Annotated in this window: 27 protein-coding genes; 14 read left to right on the top strand and 13 right to left on the bottom strand. The window is 55.1% G+C overall.

Annotated features, from left to right (window positions below; all coding sequences use genetic code 11):
• Positions 1-148 precede the first annotated feature (148 nt).
• Positions 149-1,054, top strand: coding sequence for a DUF4062 domain-containing protein (locus tag IE090_RS06355; RefSeq protein WP_189387530.1), 906 nt, complete (start codon positions 149-151; stop codon positions 1,052-1,054).
• A gap of 8 nt (positions 1,055-1,062) precedes the next feature.
• Here the strand turns inward: IE090_RS06355 and IE090_RS06360 are convergent, their stop codons facing one another.
• Entirely contained in the window at positions 1,063-1,440 is a 378-nt protein-coding gene (locus tag IE090_RS06360) for an ArsR/SmtB family transcription factor (protein ID WP_229815530.1), read from the bottom strand.
• A gap of 193 nt (positions 1,441-1,633) precedes the next feature.
• Here IE090_RS06360 and IE090_RS06365 point away from each other — a divergent pair, with 193 nt between their 5' ends.
• The 3 genes from IE090_RS06365 to sthA all read left to right on the top strand — a co-directional run bounded on the left by IE090_RS06365 (position 1,634) and on the right by sthA (position 4,355).
• The gene (locus tag IE090_RS06365; protein WP_189387531.1) at positions 1,634-2,662 is read left to right on the top strand and encodes an FAD:protein FMN transferase; all 1,029 of its coding nucleotides are present in this window, start codon (positions 1,634-1,636) and stop codon (positions 2,660-2,662) included.
• A complete protein-coding gene (gene nqrM, locus IE090_RS06370) occupies positions 2,662-2,895 on the top strand; it encodes a (Na+)-NQR maturation NqrM (protein ID WP_189387532.1) in 234 nt (77 codons plus the stop codon). Before IE090_RS06365 ends, nqrM begins: the two co-directional genes overlap by 1 nt.
• A 68-nt stretch (positions 2,896-2,963) precedes the next feature.
• On the top strand, positions 2,964-4,355 hold the full coding sequence (sthA, locus tag IE090_RS06375; protein ID WP_189387533.1) for a Si-specific NAD(P)(+) transhydrogenase: 1,392 nt from the start codon (positions 2,964-2,966) through the stop codon (positions 4,353-4,355).
• A 58-nt stretch (positions 4,356-4,413) separates the two neighbouring features.
• Here sthA and IE090_RS06380 read toward each other — a convergent pair whose 3' ends face one another.
• Genes IE090_RS06380 through tal form a run of 3 tightly spaced genes read right to left on the bottom strand, consistent with a single transcriptional unit; the run spans position 4,414 to position 6,647 of the window.
• A complete protein-coding gene (locus IE090_RS06380) occupies positions 4,414-5,244 on the bottom strand; it encodes a DNA replication terminus site-binding protein (protein ID WP_189387534.1) in 831 nt (276 codons plus the stop codon).
• A 6-nt stretch (positions 5,245-5,250) separates the two neighbouring features.
• Positions 5,251-5,691: a tellurite resistance TerB family protein gene (locus tag IE090_RS06385; protein WP_189387535.1), complete on the bottom strand. Its 441-nt coding sequence runs from the start codon at positions 5,689-5,691 to the stop codon at positions 5,251-5,253.
• A complete protein-coding gene (tal, locus tag IE090_RS06390) occupies positions 5,688-6,647 on the bottom strand; it encodes a transaldolase (protein WP_189387536.1) in 960 nt (319 codons plus the stop codon). Before tal ends, IE090_RS06385 begins: the two co-directional genes overlap by 4 nt.
• Positions 6,648-6,760: 113 nt before the next feature.
• On the opposite strand from tal, the gene IE090_RS06395 reads away from it, so the two are divergent.
• A complete protein-coding gene (locus IE090_RS06395; RefSeq protein ID WP_229815531.1) occupies positions 6,761-7,093 on the top strand; it encodes a rhodanese-like domain-containing protein in 333 nt (110 codons plus the stop codon).
• Here the strand turns inward: IE090_RS06395 and dusA are convergent, their stop codons facing one another.
• The 5 genes from dusA to IE090_RS06420 all read right to left on the bottom strand — a co-directional run bounded on the left by dusA (position 7,094) and on the right by IE090_RS06420 (position 10,992).
• Entirely contained in the window at positions 7,094-8,104 is a 1,011-nt protein-coding gene (gene dusA / locus IE090_RS06400; RefSeq protein ID WP_189387537.1) for a tRNA dihydrouridine(20/20a) synthase DusA, read from the bottom strand.
• Entirely contained in the window at positions 8,101-8,742 is a 642-nt protein-coding gene (hflD, locus tag IE090_RS06405; RefSeq protein WP_189387538.1) for a high frequency lysogenization protein HflD, read from the bottom strand. Before hflD ends, dusA begins: the two co-directional genes overlap by 4 nt.
• On the bottom strand, positions 8,739-9,851 hold the full coding sequence (gene mnmA / locus IE090_RS06410; protein ID WP_189387539.1) for a tRNA 2-thiouridine(34) synthase MnmA: 1,113 nt from the start codon (positions 9,849-9,851) through the stop codon (positions 8,739-8,741). The genes hflD and mnmA overlap by 4 nt, the downstream gene beginning before the upstream one ends.
• Positions 9,851-10,300 (bottom strand): NUDIX hydrolase, encoded by a 450-nt coding sequence (locus IE090_RS06415; RefSeq protein WP_189387540.1) that lies wholly within the window; start codon positions 10,298-10,300, stop codon positions 9,851-9,853. The genes mnmA and IE090_RS06415 overlap by 1 nt, the downstream gene beginning before the upstream one ends.
• 62 nt (positions 10,301-10,362) lie before the next feature.
• Positions 10,363-10,992 (bottom strand): pseudouridine synthase, encoded by a 630-nt coding sequence (locus IE090_RS06420; RefSeq protein ID WP_189387541.1) that lies wholly within the window; start codon positions 10,990-10,992, stop codon positions 10,363-10,365.
• A gap of 231 nt (positions 10,993-11,223) precedes the next feature.
• On the opposite strand from IE090_RS06420, the gene IE090_RS06425 reads away from it, so the two are divergent.
• Complete coding sequence (locus tag IE090_RS06425) at positions 11,224-13,458, top strand: NADP-dependent isocitrate dehydrogenase (protein WP_189387542.1); 2,235 nt, start codon at positions 11,224-11,226, stop codon at positions 13,456-13,458.
• A gap of 67 nt (positions 13,459-13,525) precedes the next feature.
• On the opposite strand, the gene cspD is transcribed toward IE090_RS06425, so the two are convergent.
• Positions 13,526-13,738: a cold shock domain-containing protein CspD gene (gene cspD, locus IE090_RS06430; protein WP_189387543.1), complete on the bottom strand. Its 213-nt coding sequence runs from the start codon at positions 13,736-13,738 to the stop codon at positions 13,526-13,528.
• A gap of 208 nt (positions 13,739-13,946) precedes the next feature.
• Here cspD and clpS point away from each other — a divergent pair, with 208 nt between their 5' ends.
• Entirely contained in the window at positions 13,947-14,294 is a 348-nt protein-coding gene (gene clpS / locus IE090_RS06435; RefSeq protein ID WP_189387544.1) for an ATP-dependent Clp protease adapter ClpS, read from the top strand.
• Between the two features lie 8 nt (positions 14,295-14,302).
• Entirely contained in the window at positions 14,303-16,561 is a 2,259-nt protein-coding gene (gene clpA / locus IE090_RS06440; protein WP_189387545.1) for an ATP-dependent Clp protease ATP-binding subunit ClpA, read from the top strand.
• Positions 16,562-16,584: 23 nt separating this feature from the next.
• Here clpA and infA read toward each other — a convergent pair whose 3' ends face one another.
• The 3 genes from infA to aat form a co-directional block, all read right to left on the bottom strand.
• Positions 16,585-16,803 carry a translation initiation factor IF-1 gene (infA, locus tag IE090_RS06445; RefSeq protein WP_028292799.1) on the bottom strand — a complete coding sequence of 73 codons (219 nt, stop codon included), beginning with the start codon at positions 16,801-16,803 and terminating at the stop codon, positions 16,585-16,587.
• Positions 16,804-16,891: 88 nt separating this feature from the next.
• Positions 16,892-17,608 (bottom strand): arginyltransferase, encoded by a 717-nt coding sequence (locus tag IE090_RS06450; RefSeq protein ID WP_189387546.1) that lies wholly within the window; start codon positions 17,606-17,608, stop codon positions 16,892-16,894.
• Complete coding sequence (gene aat / locus IE090_RS06455) at positions 17,608-18,309, bottom strand: leucyl/phenylalanyl-tRNA--protein transferase (RefSeq protein ID WP_189387547.1); 702 nt, start codon at positions 18,307-18,309, stop codon at positions 17,608-17,610. The genes IE090_RS06450 and aat overlap by 1 nt, the downstream gene beginning before the upstream one ends.
• 52 nt (positions 18,310-18,361) lie before the next feature.
• Between aat and IE090_RS06460 the strand changes: the two genes are divergently transcribed.
• From IE090_RS06460 to cysG, 6 genes are all read left to right on the top strand, one after another.
• The gene (locus tag IE090_RS06460; protein WP_189387548.1) at positions 18,362-20,884 is read left to right on the top strand and encodes a DNA translocase FtsK; all 2,523 of its coding nucleotides are present in this window, start codon (positions 18,362-18,364) and stop codon (positions 20,882-20,884) included.
• Positions 20,885-20,960: 76 nt separating this feature from the next.
• On the top strand, positions 20,961-21,587 hold the full coding sequence (gene lolA / locus IE090_RS06465; RefSeq protein WP_189387549.1) for an outer membrane lipoprotein periplasmic chaperone LolA: 627 nt from the start codon (positions 20,961-20,963) through the stop codon (positions 21,585-21,587).
• Complete coding sequence (locus IE090_RS06470; RefSeq protein WP_229815533.1) at positions 21,559-22,893, top strand: replication-associated recombination protein A; 1,335 nt, start codon at positions 21,559-21,561, stop codon at positions 22,891-22,893. The genes lolA and IE090_RS06470 overlap by 29 nt, the downstream gene beginning before the upstream one ends.
• Positions 22,894-23,268: a fluoride efflux transporter CrcB gene (gene crcB / locus IE090_RS06475; protein WP_189387550.1), complete on the top strand. Its 375-nt coding sequence runs from the start codon at positions 22,894-22,896 to the stop codon at positions 23,266-23,268.
• Between the two features lie 6 nt (positions 23,269-23,274).
• Complete coding sequence (gene serS / locus IE090_RS06480; RefSeq protein WP_189387551.1) at positions 23,275-24,555, top strand: serine--tRNA ligase; 1,281 nt, start codon at positions 23,275-23,277, stop codon at positions 24,553-24,555.
• The gene (cysG, locus tag IE090_RS06485) at positions 24,555-25,922 is read left to right on the top strand and encodes a siroheme synthase CysG (protein ID WP_189387552.1); all 1,368 of its coding nucleotides are present in this window, start codon (positions 24,555-24,557) and stop codon (positions 25,920-25,922) included. The genes serS and cysG overlap by 1 nt, the downstream gene beginning before the upstream one ends.
• Positions 25,923-25,926 lie beyond the last annotated feature (4 nt).

Here is a 25,926-nt window from a genome sequence, read left to right on the forward strand (position 1 = left end):
AAGATCGGCTATTGTAGCGGATAGCGTCGCCACTGTAATCTGGCGTAATGCAGGCGCTGTCTTTCTTGGAAGGCGCTGGTATAGTGGTGCCGCCGTTACCGGGCTATTGCTCCTTGCCCGGGTGATCGTAAGGAACAGGAATTCGTCAATGCCAGACAATGCTATTCAGTTGGTTTATCTCGCCTCAACCGCTGGTAATCTCAGCCTTGAGCGGGGTGAAATCAAACGCTGTTTGGCCACTCAAGGTGTGCAAGATGTTGGTCTGGTCTTTGATCCTGAAGGCACCCCATACGACTGGAACTTGGTGCGCCGCCAGATCGAGTTGGCAGATGGTTTTATCCTGCTGTTAGGTGACAGCTATGGCCCCATGGCGCCCACAGGCATCAGCTATTTACATCGCGAGTATGTGCATGCTTTAAGCCTCAATAAGCCCATTATGGCGTTTGTCCGCACTTTAGATGGGCCAGAAACGGAAGAGCAGCGACGCTTGTCTGGTTTTCATGACATTATTCGTCAGCAAACGCCCATGAAGCGCTGGCACTTACGTGATGAGTTGCTCTCGCACGTGCGCACGGCATTGCCGGGCTTCAGTACCCAGCTGGGCAGTGGCTGGTGCCCTGTAGGCAGCGAGTCAGTAGCCGTTAACGCCGCTACCATTCCACATGAACAAGAAGTCGCAGTTAAAACCCCGCCGCGCCAGCGCCTAGTAGCCAGGCAAACCATCAGTTTGCATGTCGTGGCAGATGTGTATCAGGCCGGCAACTGCAGTCGTGAAGAGTTGATGTTGCCAGCGCGCCTCGATCAGCTATTAGCCAGTTTGAAGCGCTTGCTTCAGACCGGTGCCAGTGAAGATCGGCTGCGCTCTCATTTAGACAGCCTCATTGCGGGCACCGTGAGTGAACGTTTATTGCAACGTCACCCTGAAGCGCATGCGGTCGATGATGTGCGCCTTAGTCGCGGGCAGTTCCAGCAGATTCTCAAACTGTGGCAGCAACAGGGGGCTGTTAAGCGGGGTGACCAAGGCGGTCGTATCATCTGGCGAGATGCGCGCTGAGTCTTCGCCTACAGGTTGTCTAACAGGTTTTGCTTGCGCTCCCACTCTGTTCTCATGCTGTCACAAACGGTATTGCATAAATCGAACACGAACGGCGCGCCGATGGAAAAATACGCCAGGTTGCCTTGCTGGCGCCGCTTCACCAAGCCGTGTGTGCGTAATGTCGACAAATGCTTGGATACATTAGGCTGAGATGCCTCCGTCGCCTGCACCAACTCAGTCACTGATTTTTCACCCCCTTGAAGCTGATGCAAAATGCGCAGCCTCATTGGATCCGCCAGCAGGCGAAAACGCTGTGCGATCAGCTCCAGCATTTCATCAGATAGGGGGGCAGCGGTGTCTTTGCTGGTATTGTGCGCACGCAAAACGTCGATAGTTGTGTCCACCGTTTGTTCTCTTTTGTGATTCATATTCAACCTCGATTCTAGCTTAAATAACCAAATGACAATACGGTTATGGTTGGGCTGCTTAGATCATTTGTTTATGCACTTAGTCCGTCGTGGCCAGCTTGACCATCCTCTACTGGCCAGCCTTGCCTGCCAGTCGTTATACTGCGCGCCATTTCAGGAGAGTCTCCCCATGAGTCGAGTGTTTGCAGCAACGCTGGTGCTGCTGTCTATGTTTTTATTGGCGTGTAGCCAAGCACCAGAACAACGTGTCGAGCGCATCAGTGGTCCAACCATGGGCACCAGCTATCACATATCCATAGTGGCGCAGGGCTCAGTTGATTTGTCGGCCTTGCAGGCCCAGGTGGATCAGCGCTTGCGGGCAATCAATCGCTCAATGTCCACCTATGACCCAAGCTCTGAGTTGTCACTGCTAAACCAGCGCCAGCAAGGCGGTGAAGCGCAAGTCAGTGATGACCTTGCCGAAGTGTTGGCCATGGCGCTACAGGTGAACCAGCAAAGTGAGGGCGCTTTTGATGTCACCGTAGGGCCTTTGGTCAATCGCTGGGGGTTTGGCCCGGAGCAGCGTCGTGAGCCGCCAGCGGCAGACGAAATCGCAGCGATTCGCGCGCAGCTGGGTATGGACAAGTTAACCCTCGAAGGCAACCGACTCATCACTCAGGTGCCTCTATACATTGACTTATCTGCGGTAGCCAAGGGTTGGGCGGTGGATGAAATCGGCAACCTGTTGGCCGAGCAAGGTTTTGCCAACTACCTAGTTGAGATTGGCGGTGAGATTCGAGCTCAGGGTCAAAAGCCCGATGGCACCCATTGGCGTATCGCGATTGAGCGCCCAGATTTGGGGCTGGAACGCGAGCCACAGCTGATCGTCGAGTTGCAAGATTTGGGGCTGGCGACATCGGGTGACTACCGCAACTATTATGAAGTGGATGGCCAGCGTGTATCGCACACCATCGACCCAGTCACCGGCATGCCCATTACTCACAAGCTGGCATCTGTTAGTGTGATACATGAGTCGACGGGCATGGCCGATGCGTGGGCGACCGCGCTCAATGTTGTCGGTCCAGAGCGCGCCTTGTCGTTGGCAACCCAGTACGATCTGGCCATCTATATGATCGTGCGTGATGGCCAGCAATACGCTGAGCTGATGTCGCCGGCATTTGAACATTGGTTGGAAGCGCAAGCTTCTGGGAGTAAATGATGAATACCTTTCTTGTAGTTTTAGGCGTCATGCTGGTGATTGTTGCCGGTATGGCGGTCGGTGTTATTTTGGGGCGTAAGCCATTGTCAGGTTCGTGTGGCGGCATGAGCGCTGTTGGTTTAGACGGTGCATGCGATATTTGTGGCGGCGATCCTAAAAAATGTGAGGAAGAAAACGAGCAAGCCGCTCAGGCATCGTCACAGGCTCAGTTTTACGATGCGACTAAGCGCTAATCAGCATTACTAAGGGCCTTGTCTACAATGACAGGTGTCTAACAGACGTAACAGGAATGGAGAAAAGCATGGCAGATTATCACTACGACGTCGTTATCATCGGTGCCGGCCCAGCGGGCGAAGGGGCAGCGATGAATGCGGCCAAAAATGGCAAAAAGGTCGCGATCGTCGAGGATAAGCAAATGGTTGGCGGTAATTGCACCCATTGGGGCACGATTCCGTCTAAAGCCCTGCGTCATGCGGTGAAGCAGATCATCTCATTTAACACCAACCCAATGTTTCGTGAGATAGGCGAGCCGCGCTGGTTCTCCTTTCCGCAGGTGTTAAAAAATGCTGAGCGCGTCATTTCTAAGCAAGTTAAGTTGCGCACCGAGTTTTATGGTCGCAATCGTATCAGCGTCTACACCGGCCAAGCGCGCTTTGCCGATGCGCACACGGTGGATGTATACACCGGCACTCAAAGCAACACTCGACTGCATGCCGAGCAGGTGGTGATTGCCACTGGTTCAAGCCCTTGGCGGCCGAAAAACATCGACTTTAACCATCCACGCATCTACGACTCAGATACCATTTTGCAGCTTGAGCACACGCCGCGCACCATGATTATTTACGGTGCTGGCGTGATTGGCTGCGAATACGCGTCCATTTTCTCGGGCTTAGGCGTCAAGGTGGATTTGATTCACCCTGGCGATCGCTTGCTCAATTTCCTCGATGACGAAATCTCCGACGCGCTGAGCTATCACTTGCGCGATAAAGGCGCACTGATTCGCCATAACGAGCAGTTTGACTCGGTGCAAAGCAATGAGCGCTACGTCACCATGACCATGGCATCGGGCAAAAAGGTCAAGGCAGATGCCTTCTTGTGGGCTGCGGGCCGCAGTGGCAACACCAGTCATTTAGGCTTAGAGAGCATTGGTTTAACAACCAACAGTCGTGGTCAGCTTGAAGTCGATAAAGAGTACCGCACGGCAGTAGAGAACATTTACGCCGTCGGCGACGTGATCGGCTGGCCGTCGCTGGCGTCCGCCGCATACGACCAAGGGCGTGCTGCCGCCGCGCAGATTTCTGCACCCGAGGATTTCAACTTCGTAGACTCGGTGCCGACGGGCATTTACACCATTCCAGAAATCAGCTCGGTGGGTAAAACCGAGCGCCAGCTGACGGAAGAAAAAGTCCCCTACGAAGTGGGTCAGGCCTTCTTTAAAAACATCGCTCGCGCTCAAATCACGGCCGAAGGCGTCGGCATGTTGAAAATCCTATTTCACCGCCAGACGTTGCAGATTCTGGGCATTCACTGCTTTGGTGACCAAGCGGCAGAAATCGTGCACATTGGCCAGGCCATCATGGAGCAACCCGGTGAGGGCAATACACTGAAGTACTTTGTGAATACCACCTTTAACTACCCAACCATGGCAGAAGCCTATCGGGTGGCGGCGCTGAACGGTTTAAACCGCTTATAAGCAGGCATTTAGGGTGCTGTGAAGAAGGCCGCGAATGCGGCCTTTTTTATTAAGCTCGCTACTGGTAGCCGTAAACGCGCAGACTGGGCAGCAGCAGTTCATCGCTTAAGCGGCGATCCCCGCGGCTTTGACGGGTGCGCCCCGAGGGTGGCTCTGGCGTTATCTGGTTAAACGCCGGTAGGCCGCTGCCGTCATCAATAAAGATCAATGGCAGCGATACGCTCATCGCTTTGCGCTCACCATCCGGATACAGCAAGTTGGCGCGCATAATGGGGGCTAAATCCTGCACCTGCGCCAGGCGTGTGCCAGGTCTTAGGTTGCCCAATGTCTGCAGCTGCATCTGAATATGGGTTTTGTGCTCGCCCAAGGCCAGCAGCTGCTCTTCAGCTTGCTGGATCGTTAATTGTTTGATGCTGCGACCGTGGGCATACCAACTAAAACCGACTTTTTTCGGCTTTTGCGGCAGTAATGGCAGTTGGCGATAGCACTGCTTTAAATGCAAGCGCGCTAAGCCAGTGCCTTTTAAGTGCTCCCGCAGCTGGCTATGACGCTGCGCCAGCTGGCCTTGCAGGGCAGGCCAATCGGTTTGCTGTTGTTGGCGATATTGGCGCACGCTGTGCTGCAAGGCTTGTTTGCTGTCGTTAACTTGCTGGCAGTGCTCAAACTGCGCTGGGCTGACGGCCATTAAGCCGATGTCTGTACGTGTGACGCGGCCATCCTGGCCTTGTTGATACCACACATCTTGTAACGCTTGGCAAATAGTGCCAAGCGCCTGGTCTGGCTCGTGACCCAATAGCCAGTGGCGTGGCGGGTGTTGCTGCAAGCTGCGGCAAAGGCATTGCAGATCGCTGATGAGCTGATCGTAGTGGGCGACAATGTCTTGAATCATGCTCGGTTACTGCTGCTCACGGGCCTGAATCTTGGCACGAATAAACTCGCTGTGAGGCATGTAGAGCAGTTCAGCAATGCGCCGGATCATGTGCTCTTCATAGCGATCGATGCCATCGCTAACGTAGGCTAAACGCCACAACTGGCAGAGCAGTTGAAACTTGTCCTCGCTGCTCAGGTGCTGGTGCAGCAATTCCGTGAACTGAAATAAGTCATTGGCTTGCTCGGATGTTTGACGGGCGTCCTGCAGCAACAGCTGGGCTTCTGCTGCGCTTAGCCCCAAATGCTGGGTGGCGATGTCACGAAAGGCGGCTTCTTCAGCTTCGTCGATGTGATGGTCGGCGCGCATGATTTCCACCAGCAACACTGCTGTAGCCTTTTCCAGCGTGTGTTGCGGTTGTTGTTGGATTTGCTCGGGCGCAAACCAGTCGAGAATGGCTTTGATCATAAGGTGCTCTTTATGTGTTGCTGCAGTTGCTGTTCCAGACTGCGCTGATCGATGGCAAAGCGACGAATGCCCTCGGCCAGTTTTTCTGTCGCCATGGCGTCTTCGTTTTGCTGCCAGCGAAAATCGGCTTCACAGAGTGTTGCGCGGGCATCGTCGCTGCCCATGTTTGGATGCAGCTGGCGTTCCAGTTCGCCCTGATCTTGCTCAAGTTCGGTCAGCAGCTCGGGAGAAATGGTCAACTTGTCACAGCCCGCCAGCTGTTCGATTTCACCACAGTTGCGAAAGCTGGCGCCCATCACAACGGTGTTGTAGTTGTGCTGCTTGTAGTAACGATAAATACGGCTGACGGATTGCACGCCTGGGTCGGCGGCGCCGCTGAAGTCGATTTCAGGCTGCTTGGCTTTGTGCCAGTCGAGAATGCGGCCAACAAACGGCGAGATGAGCGTTACGCCGGCATCGGCGCAGGCTTGAGCTTGGGCGAAGCTGAACAGCAGTGTCAGGTTGCAATGAATGCCGCGCTGCTCCAGTTGGCGCGCAGCCTCGATGCCTTCCCAGGTTGACGCTATTTTGATCAGAATGCGCTTACGGTTGACGCCAGCTTGCTCATACAGATTGATCAATTTCTCTGCTCGGTTAATGGTCGCGGCGGTATCAAAGGACAGTCGCGCATCCACCTCGGTGGATACCACGCCGGGAATCAACTCAAGGATGTCGCGCCCAATACTGACGGCCAAATGGTCGCAAGCGTTGGTGAGCACGGAGTCTTGATTGTCCACCTGTTGTGCCCAGTCGACCGCTTGCTTGAGCAGCGGCTGATACGCCGGCAAGGCGGCGGCTTTTAAGATCAGCGAAGGGTTGGTGGTGGCGTCTTCGGGGCGATGTTGACGAATGGCCTCGATGTCGCCGCTATCGGCAACGACAGAAGTCATGGTGCGCAAACTTTCCAGTTTACTCATATAGGCATCCTGAGTTTGAATTCGGTAAGGGGTGGCTAAACGTTGCCCAAAACTGGCCGGCAGGTCAACCTCGGCTATGAAAATACAGAATTATCAAGTGCTTGGAGTTAAGTATGAAAGTAACGACTCAAATGATGATGGCTCTGATCTTGTGCCTCGCGGCAATGGCGAGTTGGGCCGAGCCCGTGTGGATTGATGTTCGCAGTGCTCAAGAGTACGCACAGGGCCATAAGCAGGGTGCATTATTGATGCCCCATGGCGAGATCGAAGCGGCCATTGCCGCTGCCGACCTAGCTAAAGATGACACTATTTATCTGTACTGCCGCTCTGGACGTCGGGCCGGTGTTGCACTGCAAAAGCTCGAAGCTTTGGGGTACACCCAGGTCGAAAACCTGGGCGGCTTGCAAGATGCTCTGCGCAAAGCAGGAGAGTGTGAAAAGTGCTGATCAGGCTGGCTGTGGCTCGGACACCAGAGCCAGTGCCTCTTCCATCACCTCAATGCCAGAGGTGCGTTTGTGGGCTTGCTCGCTCAAATGACGGCGAAACAAACGCGCGCCTTTTTCGCCGTTAAACAACCCCAGCATATGGCGGCTGATGTGGTGCAAAACCGCACCTTGTTGCAGCTGTTGCTCGATGTAGGGGTAGAGCGAGCGAATGGCTTGCTTGCGCCCCTCGATGCTCGTGTCTGAGGAGTGATCGCTGCCAAAGTAGCGCTGGTCGGCACTCATCAAAACACTGGGGTTATGATACGCCTCACGGCCAAGCATTACGCCATCCAAATGCTGGAGTTGTTGCTCGCATTCCTCATGGGTTTTTAGGCCGCCGTTGAGGATGATTTCCAGCTGTGGAAAGTCTAGCTTGAGGCGATGAACCAACGCGTAGCGCAAGGGTGGGATTTCACGATTTTCCTTCGGTGATAAGCCCGCCAGAATGGCCGTGCGAGCGTGCACGATAAAGGTCGTGACACCACTTTCCTGCACGACGCCGACAAAATCACGCAAATGCTCATAGCTGTCCTGGTCATCAATGCCGATGCGGTGCTTGACCGTCACGTCGATGTCACAGGCGTCGCGCATGGCTGCCAGGCAGTCTCGCACCAGCTGTGGATGGGCCATCAAGCAAGCGCCAATCATGTTGTTCTGCACTCGGTCGCTGGGGCAGCCAACGTTCAAGTTGACCTCGTCATAGCCAAGTTCTTCGGCAAAGCGCGCACATTGAGCCAGCTCTTCAGGCAGGCTGCCGCCTAACTGCAGTGCCAGCGGGTGCTCTTCGTCGTTATAGGCGAGAAAACGCTGTCGGTCGCCGTGAATCAAGGCACCGGTTGTCACCATTTCTGTGTACAGCAGGCTGTGACGCGTCAGCGCCCGCCAAAACCGCCGGCAGTGGCGATCCGACCAATCCATCATAGGAGCCGTGCTAAACCGGCGAGCGCCCGGTGCTAAGGGTTTTGCGCTCATGATTCACCTTGATTCGGGTTGTCGATGAGTGCATCGCAGGCGCTTAGGTAGCGTTTGCGACTGACCAGCATATGAAAGCGACGACCGCCGACTTGGCGCCATAAAATCGCCGCACGAATGCCGGCCAGCAGCAGGGCGCGCACTTTATTGGCGGTGTGATGATTTTGCAGGTAGCTGGGGTTGCCTTTCACGCGAATGCGAAAGCTCAGGTTGCTCAGCGTTTGCTGATACAGGCCAGCCAGAGCGGCGATGGTGTTTTCATGGCCAACGGAGAAGTGATCAGCCTGGCGCGAAGCTTGGTTAATACCATCTCCCAAGGCAGCCATCATGTCGCCGTTTTTGCGCAGTTTGCGCTCCAGGTGCAACAGGCTCAGGGCGTAGCCGGTGACTTCGGGCTTGATGCCAGCTGGATCGCGCCCCACGACAATGCGCAACTGCTTCAAGCCAACGCTGAGCTGTGACGGCGCGTGACCATAGATGTCATCAAAGCGGTCGGGGGATTGCTGGAACACACTGCGCAGCAGAGGCTCGATGCTGGATTGCGGGACATCGCCTTCTCGAGCCAGTTGCTCCACTAGTGTTGCTGCCTGAAATACCGCCGCCAAGGCGATGACTTGCTCTTCGTTGCGGGATCTCATGCCTGCTTACCTGTGTGTTCAATGACGCCGCCACCTAGGCAGACGTCGCCGTCGTAAAGTACCAAAGACTGGCCCGGTGTAACTGCGCGCTGCGGTTGGTCAAATTCGACCCGATAGCCCTGCTCGTCGCGGAACAAGGTGCAGCTTTGGTCGTCTTGGCGATAGCGCACTTTGGCACTGCAGCGCAGTGGCAGCTCGGGTGCGGCGTTAACCCAGTAAATGTCACTGGTCGTCAGCCAGTCGCTGAATAGTAATGGGTGATTCTTGCCTTGTACCGCGATTAATACATTGCGTTGCAAGTCTTTACCCGCCACATACCAAGGCGCGTCAGGGTGGTTGGGCAAGCCACCGATGCCAAGCCCTTGGCGCTGCCCTAATGTGTGATACATCAAGCCTTGATGCTCGCCGATGTCTTCGCCCTCTGGGGTTTCAATGCGCCCAGGCTGGGCGGGCAAGTACTGGCGCAAAAAATCGCGAAAACGGCGCTCGCCAATAAAGCAAATGCCGGTGCTGTCTTTTTTACTGGCCGTGACCAGGCCGTTTTGCTCGGCAATGCGGCGTACCTCAGGCTTTTCCAGCTCGCCCACGGGAAACAGAGTTTGTGCAATTTCATCACCGCCGACGGCGTGCAAAAAATAGCTTTGGTCTTTGTTGCCATCGAGGCCGCGCAGCAGTTCGGTGCGACCGTCTACATCGCGGCGGCGCACATAGTGGCCGGTGGCAATCAAATCCGCGCCTAAAATTTTGGCGTATTCCAGAAAGGCTTTGAATTTGATTTCACGGTTGCACAGGATGTCTGGGTTGGGCGTGCGTCCGGCTTTGTATTCGTGCAAGAAATGCTCGAAGACATTATCCCAGTACTCGGCAGCAAAATTGGCCTGGTGCAGCTTAATGCCTAGGGTGTCGCACACCTGTTGCGCATCGGCCAAATCCTCCTTGGCGGTGCAGTATTCCGTGCCGTCGTCTTCATCCCAGTTTTTCATAAACAAGCCTTCTACCTGATAGCCCTGTTGCAACAACAGATAGGCAGAGACAGACGAATCAACGCCACCGGACATGCCAACGATGACCTTGGTGCGGGCGGTTTCAGGAGAACTATGGCTAGTCATTAAGGGTGCTCAACGATAACGTCCAGAGAAAAAAGTTTGCCGGCCAAATAATCTTCGACGCAAGTTAAAACCATGGGGGAGCGCAAACGCGATGAGGCGCGCAGCTCTTCAATGGTCATCCAGCGCGGTCCGATGATGCCCCGGTCCAGCTCCGCGCCTTCCACTGCAGTGATGGCGTCGGCGATAAAGCAATAGCGGTGGTAGGTCACGCCATTGGTGGGGCTGGTGTAGGTATAGAGGCCCAGCACCGCCGTGGGTTTCACCTCCCAGCCGGTCTCTTCCAGAGTTTCGCGACAGGCGGCTTCGAGCAAGGTCTCGCCGGCTTCAACATGGCCCGCGGGCTGATTCAGCACCGCTTCGCCGCCGCTGATTTCTTCAACCATTAAAAACCGCCCTTGGTGTTCAACCAAGGTGGCGACGGTGGCGTGTGGTGTCCAGCGCTCGATCATGCGGGCTCCCGGTCTGGCTGGTCAAAAACAGCCGCGCAGTGTACCCAAATTGCCGTTTCGGCTCAATTTTTGCGCCGTCGTTGTGGCCGCGCGGCGCCCTTTGAGCGCTGAGTCTGATTGCGAGAAGAGTTGCGTGAAGGATTGCGGGGCAGGTGCACACTCTGTTGGCGCCACTCGCCGGGCATCAGTTTGTCTAAGCGCCAAGGGCCAATAGCAACCCGGATTAAGCGCAAGGTTGGGTGGCCGATATGGGCGGTCATGCGTCTGACTTGACGGTTGCGTCCTTCAGTGATGCGAATATCCAACCAGCAGGTGTCATCATTGGCACGCTGACGAATGGGTGGCTGGCGTGGCCATAAAGAGTGCGGCTCTACTATGGTTACTTGGGCCGGCTTGGTTGGACCATCTTTGAGTTGCACGCCCTGGCGCAACTGCTGTAAGGCAGCCGCGCTTGGTGTGCCTTCGACTTGCACCCAGTATTGTTTTTGCATTTTAAATGCCGGGTCAGCAATGCGAGCTTGTAGCTGACCGTCATCCGTTAGCAGTAGCAGGCCTTCGGAGTCGTAGTCCAGCCTGCCTGCCGGGTAAACACCGGGCTGATCAATGTAGTCGGCCAGGGTTGCACGGCCTTCGCCGTCGGTGAATTGACTGAGTACCTGGAAGGGTTTGTTGAAGCAAAGGAGGGTTGCCATGTTGTAGCTTTACTACTCATTACTTTTGTCTAGCTTGCATTTTTTGTAGAAAAACTACAAATTAGCGCCACTTTTGACTTGAGGGCTAGGTGCTTGTCACTGCACCAGCCGGGCAAGCCATCCGAATTGCCACTATTCCGAGCTCCGTGGCAACGACATGAAGTGGCCACAAGCTGCTTCCGGCGGAGCTCTGCGAAACAGCAACCAGCAGCAAATGCTATAGGAGTAAGAATGACGACACAAACCCCAAAAATCATTTACACAGAGACGGACGAGGCGCCGGCGCTGGCCACTTACTCATTGCTGCCGATCGTTAAAGCGTTCACCCAGTCTGCTGGTATTCAGGTTGAAACGCGGGACATTTCGCTGGCTGGTCGTGTTGTTGCGACACTGGCGCCTTACCTGAATGAAGATCAGCGTGAGAACGATGCCCTGGCAGAGCTGGGTGAGCTGACTCAAGATGCCATGGCGAATATTATTAAACTGCCGAACATCAGCGCGTCCACTCCGCAACTGAAAGCGTCACTGAAAGAGTTACGTGCCCGCGGCTACAACTTGCCGAAGTATCCGGATAACCCGACCACGGAAGACGAAGTGGTATTGAAAGCCTTGTACGACAAGGTGAAAGGCAGTGCCGTGAACCCAGTGTTGCGTGAAGGTAACTCTGATCGTCGCGCCCCAGCAGCGGTAAAAGAGTACGCGCGCATTTACCCACACAGCATGGGCGAGTGGAGCAAAGACTCTAAGTCTCACGTTGCTTCAATGTCTGAAGGTGATTTTTTTGGCAGCGAGAAGTCGCTGACCACTGACAAAGAAACCACCGTCAGCATTCGCTTTACCGATGAGCAAGGCCAGCAATCGCTGTTAAAAGACGGCTTGAAGCTGCAAGCGGGCGAAGTAATTGACGCCGCGGTGATGAGCGTTAAGGCATTGCGCAGCTTCTTGGAGCAGCAAATTGCCGATTGCAAAGAGCAAGATGTGCTGCTGTCGCTGCATTTAAAAGCAACCATGATGAAGGTTTCCGACCCCATCATCTTTGGTCATGCGGTGGATGTCTTCTTCCGCGACTTGTATGCCAAGCACGACGAAGCCTTCAAGGCCGCCAGCATCAGCGTTAACAATGGTTTTGGTGATGTCATCGCTAAAATGGATCGCCTGCCAGAAGACGTTCAAGCACAAGTGCGTGAAGAGATTGATGCCATCTTTGCCAAGCAGCCGCGCGTTGCCATGGTCGACTCTGACAAAGGTATTACCAACCTACACGTACCCAACGACGTGATTGTGGATGCGTCTATGCCAGCGATGATTCGCAGCTCCGGCAAAATGTGGGGCGCCGATGGTGAGCTGCACGATGCCAAGGCCATCATTCCGGATCGCAGCTACGCCGGCGTTTATCAGGAAACCATCAATTTCTGCAAAGAGCACGGTGCGTTTGATCCTGCCACCATGGGCAGCGTGCCGAATGTGGGTTTGATGGCGCAAAAAGCCGAAGAGTACGGGTCGCACGACAAAACTTTTGAAATGACCGCCAACGGCCGCGTTGATGTGGTTGATGCAGACGGCAATGTCTTGCTGAGCCATGAAGTGGGCACGGGTGATATTTGGCGCATGTGTCAGACTAAAGACGCGCCGATTCGTGACTGGGTCAAGCTGGCTGTGAATCGTGCGCGTGCCAGCAACACGCCAGCGGTGTTCTGGCTGGATGAAAACCGTGCTCACGACGCTCAGTTGATTGCCAAGGTAAACCAGTATCTGCCAGAGCATGATACCGACGGTCTGGACATCCGCATCATGGCGCCAGTGGACGCAACGCGTTTCTCACTGGAGCGCATCAAAGAAGGCTTGGATACCATTTCGGTGACGGGCAACGTCTTGCGCGATTACCTGACGGACTTGTTCCCGATTATGGAACTGGGCACCAGCGCTAAGATGCTGTCTATTGTGCCTTTGATGAATGGCGGCGGTTTATTCGAAACCGGTGCCGGCGGCTCCGCACCTAAGCATGTGCAGCAGCTGGTGGAAGAAAACTTCCTGCGTTGGGATTCTCTGGGTGAGTTTATGGCGCTGGCCGCTTCCTTGGAGCACCTGGCAAAGGTCGCCGACAATCGCCGCGCCCAGGTGTTGGCAGATGCACTCGACACCGCGACCGGCCAGTTGTTGCAAAACAACAAGTCGCCTAAGCGCAAGGTAGGCGATATTGATAACCGCGGTAGCCATTTTTACTTGGCGCTGTATTGGGCTCAGGCTCTGGCTGCGCAGAGTGACGATGAAGCCTTGCAGGCTTGCTTTAAGCCGATTGCAGAGGAGCTGGCCGCCAAAGAAGAGACCATCGTCAGTGAGCTGAACGCGGTACAAGGTCAGCCGGTTGATTTGGGGGGCTACTACCGTCCAGATCCAGACAAGGTTGCCAAGATCATGCGCCCATCGGCCACGCTGAACCACATCATCGACAACATCAGCTGTTAAAGCGAAGCGTCGAGATGGCAAAAGGGCCGGCTGGTTAACCAGTCGGCCCTTTTTTTACGGTTAATCGTCAGTGATTGTCGATCGGTTGAATGTTGATGGCGTGAATGCCTTTGTCGCTGGGTTTGGTCTCGAACTGAACAGGCTGGCCCGCCTTGAGGGTTCGATAGCCATCCATTTGAATGGTGGAATAGTGGGCGAACAGGTCTTCAGTGCTGTCGTCAGCCAAAATAAAACCATAGCCCTTTGCATTGTTGAACCATTTCACCTTGCCGGTTTTCATGGCTACACCTCCCTTGCTGTTACTTCGCTGTGACCTGTCAGGCGGGTCAGTGAAAAACTGTGTTTCAACACTACGTTGCAGTTTCTGCAGCGTCAAGCTTGTCAAGCCCTGTTTTTGCCACCATTAAACTCTGTGGCAGACGTTGTTGCCAGTTCCGGCGGCGCGGTATCATGGCCTGCGTTTTTATCAACCCAGATCCAAGGACATTATGCGTAACCTGGTAATGCAAGATCCGCAGCACAACGACGATGATGGCGGCCTAGCGGTTGAGCAATCCAAGCCGGAGCTGAAACGCCCCTCCATGTACAGTGTCATTATGCTCAATGACGACTACACGCCTATGGAGTTTGTGGTGGAAGTGTTGCAGAAATTTTTCAATAAAGATCCAGAGCAGGCGACGCAAATCATGCTGACTGTTCACACCAAAGGCAGTGCCGTGTGTGCCATCTATACTAAGGATGTGGCGGAAACTAAAGCCGCCATCGTGAATCAATACTCTCGTGACTGCCAGCACCCGCTGATGTGCGAAATAGCGCCGGCAGACGACGGAGAATAGGAGGCAGCATGCTGAACCGAGAACTGGAGCAAACCCTGAATGGTGCATTCAAAGAGGCGCGCTCCAAACGTCACGAATTTATGACGGTAGAGCATTTGTTGCTGGCCTTGCTGGACAACGAAGCCGCTGCCAAGGTATTGGAGGCCTGCGGTGCTGACGCTAGCAAGTTACGGCGCGATCTGCAGGATTTTGTCGATTCAACCACACCGTTGATCCCGGAGGATGATCTAGATCGTGAAACTCAGCCAACGCTGGGGTTTCAGCGAGTGCTGCAGCGCGCGGTGTTTCATGTGCAGAGCTCTGGTAAGTCGGAGGTAACGGGCGCCAATGTCTTAGTTGCGATTTTCAGTGAACAAGAAAGTCAGGCAGTGTATTTCCTCAAGCAACAAGGGGTCGCTCGTATTGATGTCGTAAACTACATCAGTCACGGCATATCGAAAGTCAGCGGGCCTGAAGAGTCTTCTGATCAAATGTCTGAGCAGCATGACGACGAAGGTGAGGGCAGTAGCAAGAACGCTTTGGAAGGTTACGCTACTAACCTCAATCGCCAGGCGCGTGATGGTCGCATCGACCCTTTGATTGGTCGCGAGTATGAAGTTAATCGCTTGGTGCAGATTTTGTCGCGGCGTCGCAAAAATAATCCCTTATTGGTGGGGGATTCTGGCGTCGGCAAAACCGCCATCGTAGAGGGCTTGGCTAAGCGCATTGTAGACGGTGATGTACCAGAGATTATCAATGACGCTGTGGTTTACAGCCTAGATATGGGCGCCCTTTTGGCTGGCACCAAATACCGTGGCGATTTTGAAAAACGCTTTAAAGCCTTGCTGGCTGAGCTCAAGAAGCAGCCGCACGGCATTCTGTTTATTGATGAAATTCATACCATTATCGGCGCCGGCGCGGCCTCTGGTGGTGTAATGGATGCCTCCAACTTACTCAAGCCGCTGTTGAGTTCGGGTGAAATTCGGTGCATAGGTTCGACCACCTTTACTGAGTTTCGCGGTATTTTCGAAAAAGACAGCGCCTTGACTCGACGCTTCCAAAAAATCGACGTGGCGCAACCATCGGTTGATGACACCTATAAAATCCTGAAAGGGCTGAAGAGTCGTTTTGAAGAGCATCATGCGGTGCGTTACACCGACAAAGCCTTGCGCGCAGCGGCCGAGTTGTCGGAGCGTTACATTACTGATCGCAATTTGCCAGACAAAGCCATCGACGTTATCGACGAGGTAGGTGCGCTGCAGCACTTGCTGCCGCCGAGTAAGCGTAAAAAGGTTATCAATGTTGGCGAAGTGGAGCAGGTGGTAGCTTCCATTGCTCGCATACCGCCTAAGTCGGTAAACGCCAGCGATAAAGAGCTTCTGTTTAAGTTAGAAGACAAGTTGTCGATGGTGGTGTTCGGGCAGGATGAGGCCATTCAGAGTTTGTCGACGGCCATCAAAATGAATCGCGCCGGCCTAGACTCACCCGAAAAACCCATAGGCTCTTTCTTGTTTGCTGGACCAACTGGGGTGGGTAAAACCGAAGTGACTCGCCAGTTGGCCAATGTGATGGGCATGGAGCTGGTGCGCTTTGATATGTCCGAGTACATGGAGCGCCATACCGTGTCACGTTTAATCGGTGCACCTCCTGGGTATGTCGGCTATGACCAAGGCGGCCTGCTCACGGAAGCCGTGAATAAAACACCGCATTGTGTCTTGTTGCTCGATGAAATTGAAAAGGCGCATCCAGAGGTGTTTAACATTTTGTTGCAAGTGATGGATCACGGCACACTGACGGACAATAACGGTCGTAAGACCGACTTCCGCAACGTCATTTTGGTCATGACGACCAACGCCGGCGCGCAACAAATGAATCGTGCCAGCATCGGCTTCACTCAGCAGGATCACAGTACCGATGGTATGGAAGAGCTGAAGAAGCTGTTTACGCCCGAGTTCCGCAACCGCTTGGATAGCATTATTCAGTTCTCGCCGCTGGGTCGAGACACTATTTTGCACGTGGTGGATAAATTGCTGGCCGAGCTGCAAGGGCAGCTGGATGATAAGCGTGTTTTGCTCAACGTCAGCGATGAAGCGCGTATTTGGCTGGGCGTGAACGGTTATGACGAGAAAATGGGCGCTCGCCCGATGAGTCGCCTAGTACAAGAGAAAATCAAAAAGCCACTGGCTGAGATTATTCTGTTTGGCGATTTAGAGAAGGGGGGCGAAGTCGACGTCTATGTTGAAGATGACGAGCTTCGCCTGAGGATCCCGCAAGAGGTATCAGCTTAGGCTGATACCTTAACGATTCTGAATTAACGGGCGCGGTAGGTGATGCGCCCTTTGCTCAGGTCGTAGGGAGTCAGCTCGACCTTGACCTTGTCGCCAGTCAGAATGCGGATGTAATTCTTACGCATCTTGCCAGAGATATGAGCGGTCACTACGTGGCCGTTTTCCAGTTTTACGCGAAACATGGTATTTGGCAGGGTGTCAATAACCTCGCCTTCCATTTCAATATGATCGTCTTTTGCCATTCGTCACCTGTTTAGACCGTGCACAATGCGCGCGCATTCTGCACCAAATGGGCAGAAGAAGCAAAGCCTCTGCCAGTAAAACCTTTATCTATCTGCCTTTGTTCCAAGCAGCGGGATGCCAATGCCCCTGCTGCTGTAGCTCTAAAGGTTGCCACTCAGCTTTATAGAGCATTTTGCGGCAATCGGCGATGTAGTAGCCCAAATAGTGATAGCGCAGCCCCAGTGCCTGACCTAAGCGGGATAGCGAGTAAATCAGGTAGCGCCCTGGGCTGTTGTGCTCATGCGCTGGGTCAAAATAGCAGTAAACAGACGATACCCCGTCCAGTAGCCGATCAAACACCAAGCAGCCGATTAAGTTCTGCTGACATCTCAGGGTGAGTAGCGCTGTATTGCCAAAGTGGCTGCAAATAAACTCTCGGTATTGTTGCTCGGTCGGCGGGAACATGGCGCCGTCGCTGTGGCGTTGGCGAATGTAGTGCGCGTATAACTGATAGTGCTCTTGCTGAAAATCTGCCGGCTCGATGGCCAGTTGATAGTGGCGACAGCGCTTGATGGTGCGCTTCAAGCGCCGGTTGATATGCATGGCATTCAACGCAAAGCGCGCGGATTGGCAGGCGCTGCAACTCGGGCATGCAGGCCGATAAACCAGCTTGCCACTGCGGCGAAACCCCAGTGTATTCAGCTCTGTTAGCTCTTCATCGGTCAGCTCGAGTCTGGGGTCGACATAATCGCTGCGCGAGAGCTTGTTGGGTAAATAACCACAGGGCGAGAGTTGGGTTGGCCGGTACAGGCGCAGCGGGCGCATTAGCGAATCACCCCGGGCAGCGGCGCAATAGGCGGCTGCTCTGTTGCATGGCGTAAGCGGGACTCAAATTCTTGGCGGTCGGCGTCGTAACAGCCAAACTGAGCCAGATGCTCGGTGTGCATTTGGCAATCGATCAGCTCAATGCCAAGTTCAAACAGCAGTGGGGCGGCGCTGGCAAATGCCAATTTAGAGGCATTGCTAACGCGAGAGAACATCGACTCACCAAACAATGCTGCGCCGATCAATACGCCATAAAAGCCGCCAATCAAGCCTGCTTCGCTGTCGTCATCCCAGACTTCAACACAGATCGCGCGCCCAGCACGAAATAGCCGTGGGTAGTTGTGCAGTAACTCTTCATCAATCCAGGTGCCGCCATCATCCTCTCTGGGTTCAGCGCAGGCCGCTTGAACTTGCTCGAACGCTTGATTGGCGGTGATGCGCCAGCGGCTTCGTTTGAGCAGTTTGCGCACCGTGCGGGGCAGCCGAAATGACTCGGGCGTAATGATGGCGCGCGGGGCTGGCGACCACCATAAGCGCACTTCTTGCGGGTCATTCCAAGGGAAAATGCCGCGCCGATAAGCGCTTTCCAGCCAATAAGGAGAGGTTTGCCCGCCGGCCGCCAATAGCCCATTGGGCTCTTGCAGTGCATCGGTGGTGGGCGGAAAATCAGGTCGGCCGCCTGCGTCCAGCCATTCCAGCATGGTGCGTGTTACACTCCGGTGTTTGATGTTTGACTTACTGTGAGAACGATTTGTGCCCAAGGATACGCCTGAATCCAGCACTCAGCCAGAGGCGCGAAAACGCCGCACCGATGCCGCCTTCTTTATACTGGCACTGATCTCTTTGTTGCTGCTGCTGGCGTTGCTGAGCTACTCGCCGCAGGACCCGGCATGGTCGCGCCTAGGCGCAGCCCAGGTGCACAACCTGATTGGTCGCACCGGTGCTTGGATGGCCGATATTCTTTATCACGGCTTTGGCTATTTGGCGTACGCCATTCCGCTGCTAACCACTTTGCGAGCCTATTTAGTGATGCGCGGTCAGCCCATGCCTGGGCACTGGAGCCGCCGTCCTGTGGGTTTGGTTTTGACCATGTTGTCACTTTGCACCTTGGCTCATATGAGCATTTTGCCGCCTGAAGGGCTTCCCGCAGGCCCTGGTGGCGCGGTGGGCGATGGCTTAATGATGAGTTTGCAGCCCTGGTTCGGCTTTGTTGGTCTGGCGCTGGTGATGACCGTCGTCAGCGCACTGGGCCTGATGCTGTTTTTTGATTTCTCTTGGCTGCAGCTGTTTGAACGCATCGGCGGTGCTTTGCTGGCTTCAGCCAGCAGCGTCGCTAACCGTGCCGACCACCCACCCAAGCCTGCCGTGACTGCCAAGTCGCAGCCCGCTGCGGAGCAAAAGCCTTCGGAGCCCAATAAGGACTCAAGCGCCGAGGAACAAAAAACGGAGGGTAAGCGCCGCTGGCTTGCTCGTTTCTTTAAGGCACGCCCTGAGACGGCAAAAACAGCGCCGCAAGAGCCACCGTTGCGCCTAGACCCAGTACTCAGCGATCTTGCCCCGGGTGATGAGGATGATTTGCCAGTGCTCAGCGATGCCGTGCCCGAATCATCATCTAAGCCCGCATCTAAGTCCACGCCGAGGCCCACACCCAAGCCAGCAGAGACACCGTCTGCAAAATCCGCTGCGCCTGAGAATGACGATAAAGAGCTACTGATCACGCCGTTGGAAAAGCGCGAAACCGGCCCCAGCAAGCGCGCGCAGCGCGATTTGCAGGGCAGTTTGTTTAAAGAGCCACAACCTTTGCCGTCAATATCGCTGCTGGATCCGCCGCGGGAAGGGCAGAAAAGTGGCTTCTCGGCCGATCGCTTAAAAGAAATGTCCAAGCTTTTGGTGCAAAAGCTGGCCGACTTTGGCGTCAAAGTCGAAGTGACGGCGGTAGCGCCGGGGCCGGTGATTACGCGCTTTGAAATTCAGCCAGCACCTGGGGTGAAATCCAGCAAAATCTCCAATCTCGCTCGTGACTTGGCGCGCTCCATGGCCATGGTGGCGGTGCGAGTGGTGGAGGTAATTCCCGGTAAGTCGGTCATGGGCATTGAGGTGCCGAATGAAAATCGTGCCATTGTGTCGCTGTCGGAGGTATTGTCATCGCCGGATTACGACGACAGCCCGTCTCCTTTGACCATGGCACTGGGGCACGACATCGCTGGCAATACTGTAGTGACCGATTTGGCCAAAATGCCCCATCTGTTGGTGGCGGGTACCACCGGCTCGGGCAAATCGGTGGGCGTCAATGCGATGATTTTGTCGCTATTGCTTAAGTCCACGCCCGATGAGCTGAGGTTGATTTTGGTCGACCCGAAAATGCTGGAGTTGTCTGTCTACGAAGGCATTCCCCATTTGCTGACGCCCGTGATCACCGACATGAAAGAAGCCCACAACGGTTTGCGCTGGTCGGTGGAAGAAATGGAACGGCGCTATCAGCTGATGGCCGCTTTAGGGGTGCGTAACATTGCTGGTTACAACAAAAAGGTGAAGCAAGCGATCGCCGATGGCCAGCCACTGGCCGACCCACTATGGCGCATTGATCAAAGCTTTGACACCACGCCGCCGACGCTGGAGCCTTTGCCTTACATTGTGATCGTCATCGACGAATTTGCCGACATGATGATGATGGTGGGCAAAAAGGTTGAAGAGCTGATCGCCCGCATCGCCCAGAAAGCACGTGCGGCCGGCATTCATATGATTCTGGCCACACAGCGTCCATCGGTGGATGTGATCACCGGCTTGATCAAGGCCAACGTGCCAACGCGCATCGCCTTTCAGGTGTCGTCAAAAATTGACTCGCGCACCATTCTCGACCAAGGCGGCGCTGAACAGCTGCTCGGTCATGGCGATATGCTGTTTATGCCGCCGGGCAGTTCACTGCCTGAGCGGGTGCACGGCGCCTTTGTCGATGACGACGAGGTGCATCGCGTGGTCGCTGAATGGAAAACCCGCGGCGAGCCGGACTACATCGAAGAAATCACCCAAGGCGGTGAGGGCGATGGCGTACCGGGGCTGGAAGCCGGAGATGAAAAGGACGATCTGTACGACCAGGCCGTGGCCTTTGTAACGGAATCGGGCAAATGCTCGATATCCTCGGTGCAGCGCAAACTGCGAATTGGTTACAATCGCGCTGCGCGTCTGGTTGAAACCATGGAGGCGTCAGGGGTGGTCTCGCCGCCGGCGCATAATGGCAGTCGCGAAGTGCTGGCGCGAGCCGCACCCTCGGATTAATCGCCTGCAATGGCAGGTGAACTTTTAGCACTAACTGGCCTCGGTTAACTCTACAACCAGGCTTTGAGGAAAATGGATGATTCAACGATTTGTATTGCTGGCGTGTTTGTTGCCATCTTTGGTTCTGGCCGACACTCAGGCGACGGACGAGCTGTTACAGCGTTTGCAGACGCTGAACTCACTGCAAGCTCAATTTGAACAGCGCACTTTGGCCAAAGATGGCAAGGTACTCCAGCAGTTAACCGGGCAGCTGCAAGTCGCGCGTCCAGGCAAAATGCGCTGGCAAACGGATGACCCGTACCCGCAACTGGTGGTATCCGACGGCGAGCTGCTGTGGATTTACGACATGGACTTAGAGCAAGTCACCATTCGTGACATGGACCAGCGAGTACAGCAAACACCGGCCTTGCTGCTCAGCGGTCAGGCCGACGCCATCAAGGGCAACTTTAACGTCAGCGCCGATAACCAAGACGGTCAGCGCATTTACCACTTGCAGCCATTGGATAACAGCCAGCTGTTTGAAGAGCTGCGCTTCGCCTATCAAGGTGAGCAGCTGGCGCGTATGGAAATTCTCGATGCCGCTGGCCAGCGCACGGAGATTCGCTTCGAGCAAGTAACGCGCAATGGCCAGCAAGATGCCACCGCCTTTGTGTTTGATGTGCCAGAAGGGGTGGATGTCATCGACGGCCGCCATGACCGCTGATCTGTTCGCCGAAAATGGCGCCTACCAACCGTTGGCCGCACGCATGCGGCCACAATCCTTAGACGATTACATCGGCCAGCAGACGGTTGTTGGCCATGGCTCGCCACTGCGCCGCGCGCTTGAGCGCGGTCAGCTGCATTCGCTGATTTTGTGGGGGCCGCCTGGGGTGGGTAAAACCACGCTGGCGCAACTGATGGCCAGCTACGTTGACGCGGACTTCCTGTCGTTGAGTGCCGTCATGGCCGGAGTGAAAGACATTCGCCAAGCGGTGGATCAAGCACGGCAAAGTCAGTATCGCGGTCGTAAAACCGTGCTGTTTATCGATGAGGTGCACCGCTTTAATAAAGCGCAGCAAGATGCCTTTTTGCCCTATGTCGAAGACGGCACGGTCATATTTGTGGGTGCCACCACTGAAAATCCATCGTTTGAGCTGAACAATGCACTGCTGTCGCGGGCACAGGTGTATGTACTGCAATCCCTCGATGAAGCCGGACTGCTGCGCATTGCAGAAACAGCGTTGCAGCGTTTTGGCGAAGGCAAGCAAGCCCAGCCACAAGCGCTGAAACGGCTGGTCAGTGCCGCCGATGGCGATGCCCGCAAACTGCTGAATCTGCTGGAGCTGGCTCTGCAGCTGGCTGAGCGTGATATTGACGACGCCGTGCTGGAGCAAGTGTTGCGACAGTCATTGCGACGCTTCGACAAGGGCGGCGACGACTTTTATGAGCAAATTTCCGCGCTGCACAAGTCGGTGCGCGGCAGCGACCCGGATGCCTCGCTTTACTGGTTGTGTCGCATGCTTGATGGCGGCTGTGATCCGCTGTACATCGCACGCCGGGTGGTGCGCATGGCCAGTGAAGACATCGGCAACGCCGACCCTCGAGCGTTAACCCTGTGCACCAACGCTTGGGATGTGCAACAACGTCTAGGTAGCCCTGAAGGCGAACTGGCCATTGCTCAGGCAGTGGTTTATTTGGCGTGTGCGCCCAAAAGCAATGCGGTTTATAGCGCTTATAACCAGGCTCGCAAGCTGGTGAGTGAACGCCACAGCGACGGCGTGCCCATGCATTTGCGCAACGCTCCAACTGGTTTGATGAGTGACTTGGGCTATGGCCAAGAATACCGTTATGCCCACGATGAGCCCGAAGCCTTTGCCGCCGGCGAAAGCTACTTTCCGCAGGCGTTGCATGGCACGCGCTTTTATCACCCCAGTGAGCGTGGCCTAGAAGGTAAAATCGCCGCCAAGCTCAATCACTTACGTCAGCTCAATGCCCACGCCGAATGGCAGCGCTATCCGGAGGATGAGTAGATGGCATTTTTGTGGGTCGGTGTCGGTGGTGCGCTCGGAGCCATGGCGCGATTTTGGCTGGCAACCGCCGTATTTCGGGCGCTGGAGCGGCCTTTTCCCTATGGCACCTTATCGGTCAACCTGTTAGGCTCTTTTGCCATTGGCGCCGCCTATGTATGGCTGGTACAGCATCAGTGGGGCACAGATCACCACAAGCAACTAGCGATGATCGGCTTTCTTGGCGCTTTTACAACGTTTTCGACGTTTTCCCTGGAAACACTCACCCTGATGCAGCAAGCACGCTGGCTCGCCGCTGTGGCGTATATTGGAGTCAGTTTGTTGGGCTGTTTATTGGCAACCGCCGTGGGAATGTGGGTATCAAAATCATTGGTATAAAACATCATGCTGGACATTAAATACATTCGCGACAACCTGGACGCCGTCAAAGCCGGTTTGGCCAAAAAAGGCTTCACCTTTGATGACATTGAATTCAAACGCTTGGATGAGCATCGCAAAAGTGCTCTGACTCAAGCCCAGTCCCTGCAAGCGGAAAAGAAAAAAGCGTCCAAGCAAATTGGCGCCCTGATCGGCCAAGGCATGTCGCCAGAAGATGCCAAGGCTCAGGTTATGGGCAGTATTGATGCCGACATCACCGAAGCCGAACAGGTCGCCAAGCAAGCTGAGCAAGCGCTGCACGATTTGCTGATGAGTGTGCCCAATGTGCCGGCCGACGAAGTGCCTCATGGCAATGATGAAGAAGACAACGTCGAGGTGATGACCTGGGGTACGCCTACATCGCTTGATTTTGAAGCCAAAGATCACGTCGATTTGGGCGAACCGTTTGGCCTGAATTTCGATCAGGGCGCGCAAGTGGCTGGCTCTCGCTTTGTGGCCATGTCTGGCAAAATGGCGCGCCTGCATCGTGCACTGACGCAGTTTATGCTTGATCTGCACACCGACCAGCACGGTTATACCGAAACCTACGTGCCTTACTTGGTGAATAAAGAAGCATTGGAAGGCACAGGTCAGCTGCCTAAGTTTGAAGAAGACCTGTTCAAAATCCCGCAGGCTCAGGGGGATAAAGATTTCTACCTGATTCCAACCGCTGAAGTGCCAGTGACCAACCTGCTGCGCGACAAGGTCAACGACATCGAACTGCCGCTCAAGCGTGTGGCGCATACGCCGTGTTTTCGTTCCGAAGCCGGTAGCTACGGTCGTGATACGCGCGGCATGATTCGACAGCATCAGTTCGACAAAGTGGAGCTGGTGCAGTTTGTGCGTGCCGATCAGTCTGAGCAAGCGTTGGAAGAATTGACCGGCCATGCTGAGGCGGTTTTACAAAAATTAGAGCTGCCTTACCGCAAGGTTATTCTGTGCGGTGGCGATCTGGGCTTTTCTGCCGCTAAAACCTACGACCTTGAAGTCTGGCTGCCGGGGCAGCAGAAATACCGTGAGATCTCGTCTTGCAGTAACTTCCGCGACTATCAAGCGCGTCGCATGGGCGCGCGCTGGCGCAACCCAGAAACCGGCAAGCCCGAGCTGCTGCACACGCTGAATGGTAGTGGTCTAGCCGTCGGCCGTTGCTTGGTGGCCGTACTGGAAAACTACCAGCAAGCCGATGGCAGCATTCGCATTCCAGCGGCATTGCAGCCTTACATGGGCGGTTTGCAGGTAGTGAACTAGTGGATTTAGCGTTAGTTTGGCGTCGTACGCCGCAGTTTGTGGTGTATGGCGCCGGCAGTGTGGCAGCTCGGCGCGTCCCCACGTTGCTAGCCAGTGGCTGTCGAGTCACTGTGATTGCTCAAAAAGCCGATGCGGCCATCGTCGAGTTGGCCACCCAAGGACGAATTGACTGGCAGCAGCGTACCGTGACTCAAGCGTCAGAGCAGCATGACGCTAATGCTTGGTATGTATTGGCGCTGGACGACAGCTCTCTCAATGCCATTCTGGCGCAGCAAATTCGACGCATTGGCGGCCAAGTTTGCCGCGCCGATGCACCGGATGACAGCGACTTTTATTTCCCCGCCGTTATTGACCGTTCTCCTGTGATGGTGACCGTCTCCAGCAGCGGCACATCGCCTGCGCTAACGCGGTATTTGCGCCAACGACTGGAAACATTTCTACCGGCCGAAATCGGCGATTTAGGGCGATTTGTACGCGATTGGCGCCAACGGGTGCGTCAGCAGCTGCCATTGGCCCAGCGCAAGGCGTTTTGGCGGCAGTGGATGCGCAGCGTGGCGCCTGAGCGTGTTCTTGCGCGCCAAACCGTTGAAGCTGAGACGCTGACGCAGCAGTTGCTAGAAGGCAAACAGCCAGCGCGCGGTGAGGTGTTCTTGGTGGGTGCAGGCCCAGGTGATCCAGATCTGCTGACGTTTCGAGCGCTGCGTTTGATGCAGTCAGCCGATGTGGTGTTTTACGACCGCTTGGTCGGCGAGCGCATTCTCAACCTGCTGCCGGCTGATGCCGAGCGCTTTTATGTCGGCAAAGCGCGCAGCGATCATGCCGTGCCGCAAGAGCGCATCAACCAACTGTTGGTGGAGCAGGCTCAGCAGGGTAGGCGGGTGTTGCGCCTGAAAGGTGGCGATCCCTTTATTTTTGGTCGTGGCGGCGAAGAGCTAGAAACTCTGGCCGCAGCGCAGGTGCCGTTTCAGGTCGTGCCTGGCATCACCGCCGCCGGTGGCTGTGCCGCTTACGCCGGCATTCCGCTGACTCACCGCGATCATGCACAAAGCGTACGTTTTGTGACCGGGCATTTAAAAGATGGCAGCTGTAATTTGCCCTGGAGTGAGCTGATTCACCCAGAGCAAACCTTGGTGATCTACATGGGCTTGGCGGGTTTGCCGCAAATATGCGCGCAACTGATGAGTCATGGTATGCCAGCAGAAACGCCCATCGGCTTGGTAGAAAAAGGCACCTTGCCCGACCAAAAAGTGCATATCAGTACCTTGCGTGATATGCCGGCCTACCTTGAAGAGCACGAGATTCAGCCGCCCACGCTCACCATCGTAGGATCGGTGGTGACCTTAAGTTCCAGCCTTGGCTGGCGATAACCCG

This window comes from Bacterioplanes sanyensis (assembly GCF_014652515.1).
GTDB lineage: Bacteria > Pseudomonadota > Gammaproteobacteria > Pseudomonadales > Oceanobacteraceae > Bacterioplanes > Bacterioplanes sanyensis.

What these genes read in the sequence shown, in the direction of transcription:
- IE090_RS06355 (WP_189387530.1), top strand. Translation starts at nt 149, where the DNA reads ATGCCAGACAATGCTATTCAGTTGGTTTATCTCGCCTCAACCGCTGGT.
- IE090_RS06365 (WP_189387531.1), top strand. Translation starts at nt 1,634, where the DNA reads ATGAGTCGAGTGTTTGCAGCAACGCTGGTGCTGCTGTCTATGTTTTTA.
- nqrM (WP_189387532.1), top strand. Translation starts at nt 2,662, where the DNA reads ATGAATACCTTTCTTGTAGTTTTAGGCGTCATGCTGGTGATTGTTGCC.
- sthA (WP_189387533.1), top strand. Translation starts at nt 2,964, where the DNA reads ATGGCAGATTATCACTACGACGTCGTTATCATCGGTGCCGGCCCAGCG.
- IE090_RS06380 (WP_189387534.1), bottom strand. Translation starts at nt 5,244, where the DNA reads ATGATTCAAGACATTGTCGCCCACTACGATCAGCTCATCAGCGATCTG.
- IE090_RS06385 (WP_189387535.1), bottom strand. Translation starts at nt 5,691, where the DNA reads ATGATCAAAGCCATTCTCGACTGGTTTGCGCCCGAGCAAATCCAACAA.
- tal (WP_189387536.1), bottom strand. Translation starts at nt 6,647, where the DNA reads ATGAGTAAACTGGAAAGTTTGCGCACCATGACTTCTGTCGTTGCCGAT.
- IE090_RS06395 (WP_229815531.1), top strand. Translation starts at nt 6,761, where the DNA reads ATGAAAGTAACGACTCAAATGATGATGGCTCTGATCTTGTGCCTCGCG.
- dusA (WP_189387537.1), bottom strand. Translation starts at nt 8,104, where the DNA reads ATGAGCGCAAAACCCTTAGCACCGGGCGCTCGCCGGTTTAGCACGGCT.
- hflD (WP_189387538.1), bottom strand. Translation starts at nt 8,742, where the DNA reads ATGAGATCCCGCAACGAAGAGCAAGTCATCGCCTTGGCGGCGGTATTT.
- mnmA (WP_189387539.1), bottom strand. Translation starts at nt 9,851, where the DNA reads ATGACTAGCCATAGTTCTCCTGAAACCGCCCGCACCAAGGTCATCGTT.
- IE090_RS06415 (WP_189387540.1), bottom strand. Translation starts at nt 10,300, where the DNA reads ATGATCGAGCGCTGGACACCACACGCCACCGTCGCCACCTTGGTTGAA.
- IE090_RS06420 (WP_189387541.1), bottom strand. Translation starts at nt 10,992, where the DNA reads ATGGCAACCCTCCTTTGCTTCAACAAACCCTTCCAGGTACTCAGTCAA.
- IE090_RS06425 (WP_189387542.1), top strand. Translation starts at nt 11,224, where the DNA reads ATGACGACACAAACCCCAAAAATCATTTACACAGAGACGGACGAGGCG.
- cspD (WP_189387543.1), bottom strand. Translation starts at nt 13,738, where the DNA reads ATGAAAACCGGCAAGGTGAAATGGTTCAACAATGCAAAGGGCTATGGT.
- clpS (WP_189387544.1), top strand. Translation starts at nt 13,947, where the DNA reads ATGCGTAACCTGGTAATGCAAGATCCGCAGCACAACGACGATGATGGC.
- clpA (WP_189387545.1), top strand. Translation starts at nt 14,303, where the DNA reads ATGCTGAACCGAGAACTGGAGCAAACCCTGAATGGTGCATTCAAAGAG.
- infA (WP_028292799.1), bottom strand. Translation starts at nt 16,803, where the DNA reads ATGGCAAAAGACGATCATATTGAAATGGAAGGCGAGGTTATTGACACC.
- IE090_RS06450 (WP_189387546.1), bottom strand. Translation starts at nt 17,608, where the DNA reads ATGCGCCCGCTGCGCCTGTACCGGCCAACCCAACTCTCGCCCTGTGGT.
- aat (WP_189387547.1), bottom strand. Translation starts at nt 18,309, where the DNA reads ATGCTGGAATGGCTGGACGCAGGCGGCCGACCTGATTTTCCGCCCACC.
- lolA (WP_189387549.1), top strand. Translation starts at nt 20,961, where the DNA reads ATGATTCAACGATTTGTATTGCTGGCGTGTTTGTTGCCATCTTTGGTT.
- IE090_RS06470 (WP_229815533.1), top strand. Translation starts at nt 21,559, where the DNA reads ATGTCATCGACGGCCGCCATGACCGCTGATCTGTTCGCCGAAAATGGC.
- crcB (WP_189387550.1), top strand. Translation starts at nt 22,894, where the DNA reads ATGGCATTTTTGTGGGTCGGTGTCGGTGGTGCGCTCGGAGCCATGGCG.
- serS (WP_189387551.1), top strand. Translation starts at nt 23,275, where the DNA reads ATGCTGGACATTAAATACATTCGCGACAACCTGGACGCCGTCAAAGCC.